Origin of the sequence: Gluconobacter albidus, from assembly GCF_002723915.1 — a bacterium.
GTDB lineage: Bacteria > Pseudomonadota > Alphaproteobacteria > Acetobacterales > Acetobacteraceae > Gluconobacter > Gluconobacter albidus.
Window position 1 is genome coordinate 129792 of record NZ_BEWL01000004.1, and the last position, 12956, is coordinate 142747.

9 protein-coding genes are annotated in these 12956 nt (G+C 61.5%); 2 read left to right on the forward strand and 7 right to left on the reverse strand.

Annotated features, from left to right (window positions below; genetic code table 11):
• Positions 1-89: 89 nt before the first annotated feature.
• Together GAL01_RS15665 and typA are read right to left on the reverse strand one after the other, a co-directional pair.
• On the reverse strand, positions 90-425 hold the full coding sequence (locus tag GAL01_RS15665; protein WP_156476381.1) for a hypothetical protein: 336 nt from the start codon (positions 423-425) through the stop codon (positions 90-92).
• Positions 426-634: 209 nt separating this feature from the next.
• Positions 635-2455 (reverse strand): translational GTPase TypA, encoded by a 1821-nt coding sequence (gene typA / locus GAL01_RS07090; protein WP_062029933.1) that lies wholly within the window; start codon positions 2453-2455, stop codon positions 635-637.
• A 170-nt stretch (positions 2456-2625) separates the two neighbouring features.
• Here typA and queF point away from each other — a divergent pair, with 170 nt between their 5' ends.
• Together queF and GAL01_RS07100 are read left to right on the forward strand one after the other, a co-directional pair.
• Complete coding sequence (gene queF / locus GAL01_RS07095; protein ID WP_062029882.1) at positions 2626-3126, forward strand: preQ(1) synthase; 501 nt, start codon at positions 2626-2628, stop codon at positions 3124-3126.
• Between the two features lie 3 nt (positions 3127-3129).
• Positions 3130-3957, forward strand: a complete 828-nt coding sequence (locus tag GAL01_RS07100; protein WP_062029884.1) for an aminoglycoside N(3)-acetyltransferase — start codon at positions 3130-3132, stop codon at positions 3955-3957.
• Here GAL01_RS07100 and GAL01_RS07105 read toward each other — a convergent pair.
• The 5 genes from GAL01_RS07105 to GAL01_RS07125 form a co-directional block, all read right to left on the reverse strand.
• On the reverse strand, positions 3951-6305 hold the full coding sequence (locus GAL01_RS07105) for a TonB-dependent receptor (protein WP_231865319.1): 2355 nt from the start codon (positions 6303-6305) through the stop codon (positions 3951-3953). The genes GAL01_RS07100 and GAL01_RS07105 overlap by 7 nt on opposite strands.
• Before the next feature lie 211 nt (positions 6306-6516).
• Positions 6517-6993, reverse strand: a complete 477-nt coding sequence (locus GAL01_RS07110; RefSeq protein WP_062029886.1) for a flavin reductase family protein — start codon at positions 6991-6993, stop codon at positions 6517-6519.
• A gap of 61 nt (positions 6994-7054) precedes the next feature.
• On the reverse strand, positions 7055-8293 hold the full coding sequence (locus GAL01_RS07115; protein WP_062029888.1) for an outer membrane beta-barrel protein: 1239 nt from the start codon (positions 8291-8293) through the stop codon (positions 7055-7057).
• 81 nt (positions 8294-8374) lie between these two features.
• Positions 8375-9214 (reverse strand): aldo/keto reductase, encoded by an 840-nt coding sequence (locus tag GAL01_RS07120; protein WP_062029890.1) that lies wholly within the window; start codon positions 9212-9214, stop codon positions 8375-8377.
• Between the two features lie 82 nt (positions 9215-9296).
• The gene (locus GAL01_RS07125; RefSeq protein WP_062029893.1) at positions 9297-12950 is read right to left on the reverse strand and encodes a PAS domain-containing protein; all 3654 of its coding nucleotides are present in this window, start codon (positions 12948-12950) and stop codon (positions 9297-9299) included.
• Positions 12951-12956 lie beyond the last annotated feature (6 nt).

Here is a 12956-nt window from a genome sequence, read left to right on the forward strand (position 1 = left end):
ATGCACAGGGCATAAAAAAACGGGGGTCTGCCATGTGCAGACCCCCGTTTTGCTTTCCGCAGTCCTTCAGAAGAACCGACAGAGACGCCTCAGTTGGACGGTGCAGCGTCTTCAGTCGGCGCGGCATCCGTAGCAGCGGACGTCTTATTGTGGTGCTTGTGCTTGTGGTGGTGCTTCTTGCCGGAATGCTTCTTCTTGGGCGTCTCGGCTTCAGCAGCCGGAGCGGCATCGGCAGGAGCGGCCGGGGCAGCGGCGGCGGGAGCCGGAGCTTCAGCGGCAGGCGCAGCAGGGGCTGCCGTCGTGGCGGGGTCAGCGAATGCCGGAGCAGCCGTCAGGGCCAGGGCGGAAACGGCAGCGATCAGGGAGAGGTTGAAAAGACGCATCTGGAAACGAAGCTCCATAACAGAATAAAAATGGACCAGCATTCAGGTTTTCCGAAGTGGTCTCGTCTCCGACGTTATCATTCCCACTGCGCACGGTCGCGCATTAACTTTATGAAATTTCAGTCTCTTGCGCGTGTAACGTGCGAATACGCCTCAATTCAGACAAACTCCCTGAAACCGCATAAAAAAAGGCGTGTCCCAGCAAACCGGGAACACGCCTTTCTTTAAAGAACAGTCCTGAAACGGACGGTTCAGCTTGCGCGGGACTTGGTGGCGCGCTTGCGATCATGCGGGTCCAGATGCAGCTTGCGGATCCGGATGGCAGACGGCGTCACTTCAACCAGCTCATCGTCTTCGATGTAGGCGATGGCCTGCTCAAGGCTCATGCGGCGCGGCGGCGTCAGAAGCAGGGCTTCGTCCTTGCCGGAGGCACGCATGTTGGTCAGCTTCTTTTCGCGGACCGCGTTGATGTCGAGGTCGTTCTCACGGGAGTGCTCACCAAGGATCATGCCCATGTAGATCTTCTCGCCGGCATCGACGAACATCGTGCCACGATCCTGAAGGGAGAACAGCGCGTACTGCGTCGTCGTACCGTCTTCAGCCGAAATCAGCGAGCCGTTACGGCGGCCTTCAATCGTGCCCACATACGGCAGATAGCCGTGGAACAGACGGTTCATGAGGCCCGTGCCGCGCGTGTCGGTCAGGAACTCGCCGTGATAGCCGATCAGGCCGCGCGACGGGATCAGGAACGTCAGACGCACCTTTCCGCCACCGGACGGACGCATGTCCTGCATGACGCCCTTACGGAGCGACATTTTCTCGACGACAACGCCCGAATACGGCTCGTCCACGTCCACCAGAACTTCTTCGAACGGCTCTTCGCGCTCGCCGGTCTCTTCGTTTTCACGGAACAGAACGCGCGGACGGCCGATCGTCAGCTCGAAGCCTTCACGACGCATCGTCTCGATCAGAACGCCAAGCTGAAGTTCGCCACGACCGGCGACTTCGAATGCTTCGCTTTCCGGGCTTTCCGTCACCTTGATGGCCACGTTGCCTTCGGTTTCCTTGAAGAGACGGTCACGGATCTGGCGCGACGTCACCTTCTTGCCTTCACGACCGCCCAGCGGGCCATCATTGATGCGGAAAGTCATGGACAGGGTCGGCGGATCAACCGGACGCGACGGCAGCGGCTCGTTGATGGACGGATCGGCAATTGTGTCGGGAATCGTCGCTTCGGACAGACCGGCCACGGCCACGATGTCACCGGCTTCGGCTTCTTCCACAGGCACGCGGTCGAGGCCACGGAACGACAGCAGCTTCGTCAGACGACCGGTTTCGACGATCGTGCCATCCGGACGCAGCACGCGCACCGGCATGTTCACCTTCGCACGACCCTGGTCGATACGACCCGTCAGGATGCGGCCCAGGAAGTTGTCGCTCTCAAGAATGGTGGAGACCATTCCGAACGGCGCGTCCTTGTCCACGTTCGGCGTCGGCACGTGGCGCAGCACCAGATCGAACAGCGGAGCGAGGTCCTTCTTCGGTCCGTCCAGCTCCAGATCGGCCCAGCCCTGACGGCCCGAAGCGTAGAGCATCGGGAAGTCGAGCTGGTGCTCGTCGGCGCCGAGGGAGGCGAACAGATCGAAGATCTCTTCGTGCACTTCGTCCGGACGCGCGTCGGAACGGTCGATCTTGTTGACGACGACGATCGGGCGGATGCCACGGGCCAGCGCCTTGCCAAGAACGAACTTGGTCTGCGGCAGCGCGCCTTCAGCAGCATCGACGAGGATGATCGCGCCATCCACCATGCTCAGGATACGCTCGACCTCGCCGCCGAAATCGGCATGGCCCGGCGTATCAATGATGTTGATGCGGGTTTCTTTCCACACAACTGACGTGCACTTGGCGAGAATGGTGATGCCACGCTCGCGTTCGAGGTCGTTGCTGTCCATCGCACGATCAGCAACATGCTGATTGTCGCGGAAAGAGCCGGACTGTTTGAGAAGCGCGTCAACCAGCGTGGTTTTGCCATGATCGACGTGCGCGATGATGGCGATATTACGGAGTTCCATGTGGTCTTCCAGACGGGAGGCATCGAAGAGAGGATTTGCGCCGTCTTCTGCACCGAATCCCGCCAATATGCAAACTCTGTCACTGTCTTTTCGTCCTGAAGATGTCTTGAGCCCACAGGAGAGCTGGGCCACATCTCACAAAACACGGCCCCTTCAAGGAGTTCAGCCCCATGTCCGACCACCAGACCGACCACCACCCGACCGGCCCCTCCGCCCCCGGAACCGACGCGCTCAGCCAGCTCGGCCGCGCGACCACAACGCCGCAGAGTCCCGAAGAGGCCGTTCTCGAACGCGTCCCCTCTCCGCATCAGGGACGGCAGTATGTCGTGCGCTTCACGGCCCCCGAATTCACCTCTCTCTGCCCCGTGACCGGACAGCCGGACTTCGCGCATATCGTCATCGACTACATCCCCGGCGAATGGATCGTCGAAAGCAAGTCCCTCAAGCTCTTCCTGACCAGCTTCCGCAATCACGGCGCGTTCCATGAGGACTGCTCCATCGCCATTGCCGAGCGTCTGGTGGCACTGCTCAACCCGCAATGGCTGCGGATCGGGGCGTACTGGTACCCGCGCGGCGGCATCCCGATCGACGTGTTCTGGCAGACGGGCGAGCCGCCGAAGGGCGTGTGGATTCCCACGCAGGACGTGCCCGGCTATCGCGGTCGCGGCTGAACCATGACCGAAGCCGCCGCCATCGCCCGCTCCAGCGGTCCGCTCACGCAGGCGCGGCTGGTGGTGGATCTGCAACGCCTCGGCGTCCTGCCGGGGATGACGCTTCTGGTCCATACGTCCCTGAGCCGGATCGGCTGGGTCAGTGGCGGGGCACGCACCGTAATCGACAGCCTGCTTCAGGCCGTGGGACCAGACGGTACGATCGTCATGCCCGCGCAGTCCTCGGAACTGAGCGACCCGTCAGGCTGGTGCGATCCCCCCGTCCCGGAAAGCTGGTGGGAGACGATCCGCGCCACCATGCCGCCCTATGATCCGCATCTGACGCCGACGCGCGGCATGGGGCAGACCGCCGAAATTTTCCGGACATGGCCCGGCGTGCAGCGCAGCGCCCATCCACAGGTTTCGTTCACGGCTCTGGGGCCGCTGGCCGGGGATATTCTTGCTCATCAGCCGATGGACGATCCGTTCGGCTCGCACTCCCCGCTCGCCGCCATGGCGGACGTGAACGCGCAGGTTCTGATGATCGGGACGGGCTGGGACACCTGCACGGCACTGCATCTGGCCGAGCGGCTCGCTGCCCCTGACGGACCCAGATTTCAGGATGGAACCTGCATCATGGCAGACGGGGAGCGCCGCTGGATCAGCATCCGCCTCCCCGAGACGCAGACGGAGCGTTTCGAGCCTTTTGGTGCAAAGCTCGACGGAAACAGCCTGCTCCGCCACGGGCATATCGGTTCGGCGGCCTCACGCCTGTTCCCGCTGGCCCCGGCCATTCACATGGCCGTGGAGGACTGGAGCAGACCGGAACAGCAATCAGAAAACGATCAGTAAGACGCGCTGATCTCGCCAAGGAACATACGCCCGGCGGACGGTGTCGCACGGTTGGAGAACAGGCTCTGGTAGTTCAGGCGGTTCGCCAGATTGTAGCCGTTCATCGACACCTTCCAGTGCTGGTTGAAGCGGTGTGAAATCATGGCGCTGAAATCCAGATTTGCCGGGGCCCGAAGCGTATTGGCCGAGTCCAGCCACACATGCTCGCGCCAGGTCAGCCCACCGCCGAACGTCACGTTGTAAGGCTTGCCAGCGAAAGCATTATAGGCCGACCACAGCGTCGCCTGGTTATGCGGCACATACTGCACGTTCTTTCCGCGGTTGGCTTTCGTGGCGGAATAGGTGGTGCTGCTGTCATACAGGGCATAGGTGGCGGACACGTTCCAGCCCGGCAGGATCACGCCACCCACCGACAATTCGAGCCCCTGGTTGCGCTGCCGGTCGGACGATCCCGTGACTTCTCCCGTCACCGGATCAGCATTCAGAGCATTGCCCTTGTCCAGCCGGAACAGTGATGCCGTAACTCCCAGCCGGTCGTGCAGGATGCTGTACTTGGCGCCGAGTTCATAAAGCTGCGCCTTTTCCGGGCTGGCGAACGAGTTGGTGCCGGGACGGATGGGCACGGAGCCGTTGGTCACATACATGCCCATCGGCGTGGTGGAATTGGCCCACGTGAAATAATAGGTCTGATGTGAATCCGGCGTCAGCACCAGGCTGGCATTGGGATTGAACACCCCGGTCACATCATGGAAATGCTGGTCCGGGTTCTTTGCGACATTTCCGCCCGTCATGGTGTAGCTCGTCTGCCAGCGATCCCAGCGGAACCCGCCCTTGAGAGACAGCCAGTTCGTGAACCAGATCTGGTCGAACAGGAAAAGACCCGTATCGAAACCGTAGCCGTTGCTGTGCGACTTTGCGCCCAGAGAACCCAGCGAGACGAGACCGGCCGGGTTCATGTCCCCCGGCACCAGATCCAGATTTCCGACATGCGAATTCGGATTGACCAGGCTGGCATAAGGCTTGGGCTTCAGATAGGTCGACTGCGACCGGACGTCATTGACGCGCTCGATATCAAAGCCTGCGACGACCTGATGCCGCAGGAACCCCGTATGGAAATCTGCAACCATCGAGCCGACGTTCTGCACCGACCAGCTCGTCTGCTGATACGGCAGCGGCGCCATGTAGGTTCCCGCCCCCGTTCCAGCGCCGGCACCCACCGGCCCCGAGCGCGCCACAAGCGCCTTCGACGGATCACCATTGAAATAGTTGTTCACGCAGGTCGTATCGCAGGTCGCCTTGGAGGCCGCGAAAGTCCGGTAATATTCCCCGCCCCGCAGATCGTCATAGAAGGTGATGTGTTTGTTCAGTTTGAAGCTGAAACGGGCCGTTTCCATGTTGGCGTTCGTTGCGTTCTGGTCATTGTCCGTCCCGTACCAGTTGGTGCGGCGGATGCCATATTCCGTGATGGGCTGACCGTATTTCGCACCCGGCTTCGTCACAACAGGCACACCGAAATCCGGAACCGAATTTTCCTGCTGGTGCATGTATTGCAGAACCAGCGTCGTTCTCTTGCCGATGCCGAAAGCCAGTGACGGGGCGATGCCCCAGCGATGGGAATAGAGGTTGTCCCGCCCGACGATATTGTGCTCGTCGCCCATGCCCGTAACGCGGAAGGCCGTTGAGTCATTGATCTTCTGATTGACGTCCAGCGTCCCGCGATAATAGCTGCCAGACCCCCCGGAAAACTCAGCGTTGTAATGGTTTTTCAAACCGGGCGTCTTGGTGACCATGTTGATGGCGCCGCCCGTCGTGCCGTTGCCGAACACTTCAGACGACGGCCCCTTGATGACCGAAACGGTCTCGAAATTGAACGCATCGCGCGAATAGACGCCGAAATCCCGCAGACCATCTTCGTAGATGTCATTCTGGGCCTGAAAACCGCGGATCAGGAACTGATCGCCGTTCATGCCGCCCGCGCCCTCGCCGATGGACGTCGTCACACCCGGAACATTCCGCAGGGCCTCATCGAGGGATTTCACATTCTGCTGCTGCATCAGGGCCTGTGGCACTACGTTGATGTTCTGCGGCGTATGCATCACGTCCTGCGGCATCCGCGACAGGCCGGTGGAGTCATGCATGGTGTTGAAGCCATGTCCCTGCACCGTCAGATATTCCGCATCGGCACCTTCAAGGCTCTGCGTCGTGTTCAGGGATTTTGCCGCAGAAGGCGCTTTGGGGTCCGGTTTTTCATCCTTTTTGACGGGATCCGCCGCATAGCCCTGTGAAGACATCAGCAGCGTTCCCGCAACTGATAGCGAAGTGATGTGCGCACGCAGCGAACCGGTCATCGAGGGCCTCTTGGTTACGGAGATGTCTGTTTGTGTTACAGAGGCCAATATTAGAAATAAGAATCATTCGCAACAAATTTCTGAAGGAATGCCTTTCCTTTCGCCAGAAAAACGCTTTGCCGGATCAGAAACTGCCCAAAACACATCAGGCTCCCCGCCCCAGACACAAAGGGTGGAGAGCCTGTCCGGTCTCGTCAGAATTGCGCAGGCTTCAGAGCGTGATACCGAGCTGTCCCTGGAAATACAGCAAAGGCGCACGGTTTTCGTCGAGCTCAAGCGAGACAGGACGCGCCATGAAAAGCGCATGCGTGCCACCCTGGAACGTTTCGACCAGTTCGCAGTGCATCTTCACCAGCGAATCCCGGACAAACGCCGTGCCATCCGCCGAACGCTCGATTACGTCGGAGCCGAACTTGTCTCCCGTCCGGCTGGCGAACAGCATCGCCACGTCCTTGTGGTCATTGCCCAGAATGCTGAGGCCGAACGCCCCTGCTTCCGCAATCGCGCGATAGGTTGCGCTGGCACGGTTGAGACAGATCAGCAGCAGAAGCGGATCAAGGGACACGGAGGTCAAAGCGCTGATGGTCGCGCCCTGCTCGCCTTCGCTGCCTTTGGCCGTCACCACAGCCACACCCGTGGCGAAATGGGACATGGCCTTGCGGAAATCGGTGTCGTTCGGAGTCGTCATGCAGACTCCTTGCCATAATCCGATCGCCAGCGCACCTCCCCCTGCCCGGACGCATGACTTCTCAGAACCCGAGCGTCATATCCGCCCCGAACAGGATGCGGCCCATATGATGCTGGTCATCGAACGGACGCGTGCCGTTGAGGGAACGGTCGAATCGCAGTTCCGGCCGGAACTGGAGCAGCTTGACGTGATGCCCCACGTCCGGCCGCCAGACAGTGTTGAGCGTCAGCGCGCCATAGGTCGTGGCGGGAGCCGACACAGAGCGTGTCGGATTACCAAGCAGAGCCTGTGCATAGCCTTCGTTCTGCGCAAAGCTGGCCACGAAACTGCCCGTATTGTCCCGATACAGCTCGGCCCGCGCATTAACGGTCAGGTTCGGATGGATGTGCCACCCACCCCAGACAACCGCGCTCCATGTATCGGCGCGCAGCCCTTCGTCATGAAGCTGGTTCACCTCGACGGTGGCGCTCCATTTTTTCGAGAATGTCCACGTCCCGTTCAGATCGTTCCAGTACCGCATGGCCCCGTTGGCCCTCGGTCCCAGAGCGCGCACGGCGTCTTCCGGCCCAACCCGCAGCAGATAGGTGAAGGACAGATGCCCGTCCGCCAGATCATTGCCCGTCACGCCGAGATACCCGGCAGGCCGGTCATTGTTATCCCCCCGCCCGAAGGAGGTCTGGTTGCCGGTATCCGCGCCGAACTGAAGATCAAAATGCTCGTCCAGATGAAGCTGGAACATGCCCCCCACATGCTCGAAGGGCGTGGAATATTCGGTCGTATAAGCCAGCGTATAGAACGCCCGCGTCGAGGGATCGAGCGTCTCCACGCCCATGGGCGACGTCAGAATACCGATCTGCCCGTCCAGTCCCCGGCTCGTAAACCAGGGCATGTGCAGCGCGACATTGGCAAAGACCGGCATGGCCTGATAACGGCCATTGATCCAGCGGTCAGACACGCCTGCGATCGTGTAACTTCGCGCGTCAGAGCCATAGAGCATCCGCAGGTTCATCCCCAGCCCGTACCCGTCCCCGATCGGATCAACAGGTTTGGTGAATGTGAAAGTCAGCTGGTTCAGCGTCGCCTGATCGGCATAAGGCGAGAGAAGCTGGCCGAAATTGAGATTGCTGGCGGGATGGCTCGAACTGCCCATGACGCCGCCTTCGATCTGCGCGCCGAAGGACACATCCGAAAACCACTGATCCGTCCACGCCTTGTCCTGGGTGGCCGCAGCACGCGCCTGCGTGCTCCCCAGTAGAACCGCAAAAACCACTCTCACACCCAGGCCGAAACGCTGCCTCATGCCATCCACCTTCCGGTTGCATGAGGCAGCCCATAGCACAGGCCCGGTTTTTTACTTAATGTTGCTAAAGAGGAATATTTCTCAGAATTTGGCCGTTTTCGGGTCTGCCCCCATCCGGCCATCCGCACGATCCATCCCCCCGATGGCCTGCATGTCGTCCGCATCCAGCACGAAGCCAAACACATCCAGATTTTCCGCCAGACGCTTTGGATTGACGGACTTGGGAATCACGATCAGTCCGTTCTGAAGATGCCAGCGGATCACGACCTGAGCCGGAGTGCGGTCGTGCTTTTCAGCGATCTTCCCGATCCGCTCATCGCTCAGCACACGTCCCTTGCCCAGCGGACGCCAGGCCTCGGTGCGGATGTTATGCTTTTCGTGGAATTCCCGCAGGGCGCGCTGCTGGAAATCGGGATGCAATTCGATCTGGTTGACGACCGGCACCTCACCCGTCGCATCCATGATCCGCTCCAGATGCTCCGGTTCGAAATTGGATACACCAATGGACTTCACGCGGCCGGATTTTTTCAGCTCGACCAGGGCTTTCCACGTCTCGACATACTGCCCCTGATCCGGCATCGGCCAGTGGATCAGATACAGGTCCAGCACCGGACGACGCAGCAGACGCGCGCTCTCCTCATAGGCACGCAGCGTATTGTCGTAACCCTGCTCATCATTCCACACCTTGGTCGTGAGGAAGATTTCCGGATGGTCTTCCAGACCTTCGCCGACCCCGGCTTCATTCTTGTAAAGCCGCGCCGTATCAACGGAGCGATACCCGAGTTTTACAGCTTCCCGAACAATATCAGCGGTCTCGTCCGGAGGCGTCTGCCAGACGCCCAGACCGATCTGCGGCATGGTGTTGCCATCATGAAAGGAAATAACCGTCTGGGCGTCGGCGGATGGAACCTGTGACGACATGTCTGCCTCCTTGCAGGACTTGAAGAAAAAATCATCAGCGCGTGGGGTGCTGGCTTTTCAACGCAGGCTCCGGACGGACGGTTCAGTCTCCGTTGAGCAGAAGGGCCAGCTTGCGGTTGAATGTCTCGACCGTGAAGGGCTTGACCAGAAGCGCACATCCGGGTGCAAGAGCCTGATTTCCCAGAATGTTCTGCTCGGCATACCCTGTGATGAACAGCACTTTGAGCGATGGCCAGCGCGTCAGCATCTGCTCGCCCAGTTCGCGCCCGTTCATGCCGCCGGGCATCCCGATATCGCTGATGAGAAGCGAAGGCGGCGCGCCCTCCGCCACGAGTGCCTTCGCTGACGGGCCGTCGCAGGCGCCCTGAACGATGCCCCCCAGATCCGCCACCATATCCGTCACGATCATCCGCACTGCCTCCTCGTCATCCACAACGAGAACGCGAAGCCCCTCCAGAAGACGGGGCTGCGGCGCCGACGGCAACGGAGGCGGCTCGGGGCGCAGGGTCTCCCGTCCTTCATAGCGCGGCAGCCAGAGCGATACGGCGGTCCCGTGTCCCGGAGCAGAACGGATTTCCACCTTCCCACCCGACTGCTGGGTAAAGCCGTAAATCATGCTCAGTCCCAGCCCGGTTCCCGCGCCCTGCGGCTTGGTCGTGAAAAACGGATCAAAGGCCCGCTGCACAATTTCGGGGGGCATGCCACAGCCTTCGTCCTGCACCGTCAGGACCACATAATCGCCCGGCGGGATCGCCGTTTCAACGGAACCCGCATCCCCCAGAATCCAGTTGGCACTCTTCAGCAGCAGCGTGCTCCCCTGATCATGCATGGCGTCACGGGCATTGATGCACAGATTGAGGATCGCGTTTTCGAGCTGATTGGCGTCCACCCGCGTCCGCCACAGATCCGGCTGGAGATCCAGAACAAGGTCTATGCCTGGTCCGACCGTCCCGCGCAGCAGGCTCTCGAGCCCCCGCACCAGCACGTTCATGTCCGTGGGGCTCGGATCGAGGGTCTGTCGCCGCGAGAAGGCCAGCAGACGGTGCGTCAGCGAAGCCGCCCGACGGACCGCCTCCTGCGAGGCCGTGATGTACCGCCCCAGACCCTCCGTCCGCCCCTGCGCGATCCGCAGCCCCAGAAGTTCCAGCCCTCCGCCAATCCCGGCCAGCAGATTGTTGAAATCATGCGCCAGACCGCCCGTCAGCTGGCCGACCGCCTCCATCTTCTGGGCCTGACGGAGCTGTTCCTCAAGTTCGTTGCGTCTGGTCAGATCGCGTCCGATTGCATAGATCGCATCACCTTCGTCGTTGCAGCTCCAGTTATAGGTCCGCCAGGTCCCGTCATGCCGCCGCATCCGCACATCCAGCCCCGCTGCCGGCCAGGGCGTGCCCTCCATAAGGCGTGCGAACGTGTCCCGGACGGTCCGCTTGTCATCAGGATGACACAGCGCATCCAGCCGTAGCCCGGCCAGTTCGTCCATCCTGTAGCCCTGCATTTCTTCCCAGCTCGGGCTGACCGCGACGTAATAGCCGTGGCGGTCGATGATGACGAACAGGTCCTTTGCAATATTCCACAGCCGGTCGCGCTCGCGGGTCCGTTGCAGGATCCGCTCTTCAAGCATGACATTGAGGTCCCGGATCTGCTGCTGGGTCCGGGCCTGACGCATGGACGCATGGGTGCGGTCCGCCACCGCACGCGTGAAGACGATTTCCTCATCCGTCCAGACATGCGGCACGTCATGACAGACGAACATCAACCCCACAAAGCGCCCGAACTTGAAAATCGGAATGGCAAGAAACGCCACGATCCCCTCGGCCGTATACCGCGCCCCGGACCCCGCCGTCAGGGTATCCGTATGGACATCGGTAATGGCAACCGGCTCACCCCGCCCCAGAGGTGACCGGAATTCCCCGTAATCGGCAAACATCCGTACACCCACAAGCGGGCGTCCCGCTTCGGCAATGCCGCCGACGGTCATACCGGTTCCGTCGTCATTGACCATCCCGTAACCCGCGCCGCTGGCATTCAGCTCCCGGCAGATGATCCGGGCCGCGACTTCTTCCATCATACTGGTATCGTCGAGGGCGCGGAGCTGGTCCCCGAGTTCGACAAGCGCAGCCTGCCGCAAAGCCTGCCGCTTGCTCCGGTCGATATCGAAAACAATCCCGGGAAAGCGGGCCACACGCCCCTCATCCCCCAGATCGCAGCGCCCGTTCCCCTCGAACCAGCGCTGCCCTTCCGGCGTCTCCGCCCGGAACTCGAAACGGCATTTTCCGCCGCGCCGCGTCGCCGCCGTGACAGCCTGCACCACCGCGAACCTGTCCCGCGAGTCCACGGCGTCGTAAATGATGTTGGGCATGACGCCTTCACGCAGACAGGCCGGGTCCAGTCCCAGCGTCAGAGCCAGCCTGGCATCGCCCATCATCCGCGACGTACTGTCGTCCCACATCCATGTCCCGGCAATCGCGCCCGCATCGAGCGCAAGCTGGAGCCGCTCGGCAGACTGGTTGGCATCCGTCAGGTCGCGCCCGATCGCCAGCAGGCGCTGCACATCCCCGTCCTCACCGAGCACGGGCGTGACCACCACGTCCCAGAAACGGCGCGCGCCTTTCATGGTCATGGCATAACCCTGAAACCGCGCCGTCTCGCCTTCAAGGGCGCTCTGCACCGCCAGAGCCGCCCGCCGTCGCGGCTGCCCGCGCCACAGATCCACCCAGGGCAAGCCGTGCATGATGATCGGGCTGTCCATTTCCATGGAGCGGACGCCCCCTTCGTTGACGAAGCGGATACAGCCGTCACAGTCGAGAATATGGATGCAGTCCGGCAGGCTCGACAGCAGCAGCCGTGTAAAGGATTCGCTGGATCTCAGGGCTTCTGCCGTCAGCGACGCGGAAGAGACATCCATCGCGAGCCCGACACTCCGGCGCCCGTCAGGGCGGCTCTCGTCTTCCCGCCAGCCACGCAGCAGCACATGCCGGAGCATGGGGGTGTCCTGCGGGGCGTGCTCCGCCGCAGACGGATGCGCAGACTGGTACGAAAAGCGTGAGGGCACCAGAATCCGGAAACGAAGCTCGTACCCCCCCTCGTCCCGCAGTTCGTCCTCAATGCTGTCATCATAGATGAACCGGTCATCCGGATGCAGAAACTCCAGCAGTTCGTCGATGGGCACACCCACCGCCAGCCGCTCGGGCGCCAACCCCCACAGCCCGGCGAACCGGGCATCTCCCGTCACCATTCGCATCGCAAAATCGCAGCGATAGAACGCGACATCCGCCGTATCCGCCACACGCTGCATCCGGAGCTGCATCCGCTCCACAGTCGCATGTTCAAGGGTAGCGTGTTCCTCTGGTGTCGGAGGAGCCGCATGTTCGCGCAGCAGGTCGTCCACCTGCAACGCACACAAGGCCCGGACATGCTCCAGCGCCGGAGCATTCTGCCGTACACACAGCCAGACCTCCACGGCACCGGACCGCACGGACAGCAGACATACCGTACACACACCAAGGGACTGACCATCCATAAGACAGGCCGCGCCCTCGGCGGCAATCGCACTCCCTCCCCCACCCAGCACGCGCACACCCTGCGTGTCCCGAACCAGAAGGGCAGCCTCCCCCCCACCTTCCGCCGCGGCAAGAGCCAGAAGATGAACGCACAGAATGGAGGCACGACCGCCGGAGGGAGAAGGATGCAGCATCTGTGCTTCCGTTTCCCTGTCCGTCTCCTGCACGAGATCCATCAGCCC

Excerpts from the sequence above, each read along its gene's own strand:
- GAL01_RS07115 (WP_062029888.1), bottom strand. The coding sequence starts at position 8,293 with ATGAGGCAGCGTTTCGGCCTGGGTGTGAGAGTGGTTTTTGCGGTTCTA.
- queF (WP_062029882.1), top strand. The coding sequence starts at position 2,626 with ATGTCCGACCACCAGACCGACCACCACCCGACCGGCCCCTCCGCCCCC.
- GAL01_RS07100 (WP_062029884.1), top strand. The coding sequence starts at position 3,130 with ATGACCGAAGCCGCCGCCATCGCCCGCTCCAGCGGTCCGCTCACGCAG.
- GAL01_RS15665 (WP_156476381.1), bottom strand. The coding sequence starts at position 425 with ATGCTGGTCCATTTTTATTCTGTTATGGAGCTTCGTTTCCAGATGCGT.
- GAL01_RS07105 (WP_231865319.1), bottom strand. The coding sequence starts at position 6,305 with ATGACCGGTTCGCTGCGTGCGCACATCACTTCGCTATCAGTTGCGGGA.
- GAL01_RS07125 (WP_062029893.1), bottom strand. The coding sequence starts at position 12,950 with ATGGATCTCGTGCAGGAGACGGACAGGGAAACGGAAGCACAGATGCTG.
- GAL01_RS07120 (WP_062029890.1), bottom strand. The coding sequence starts at position 9,214 with ATGTCGTCACAGGTTCCATCCGCCGACGCCCAGACGGTTATTTCCTTT.
- GAL01_RS07110 (WP_062029886.1), bottom strand. The coding sequence starts at position 6,993 with ATGACGACTCCGAACGACACCGATTTCCGCAAGGCCATGTCCCATTTC.
- typA (WP_062029933.1), bottom strand. The coding sequence starts at position 2,455 with ATGGAACTCCGTAATATCGCCATCATCGCGCACGTCGATCATGGCAAA.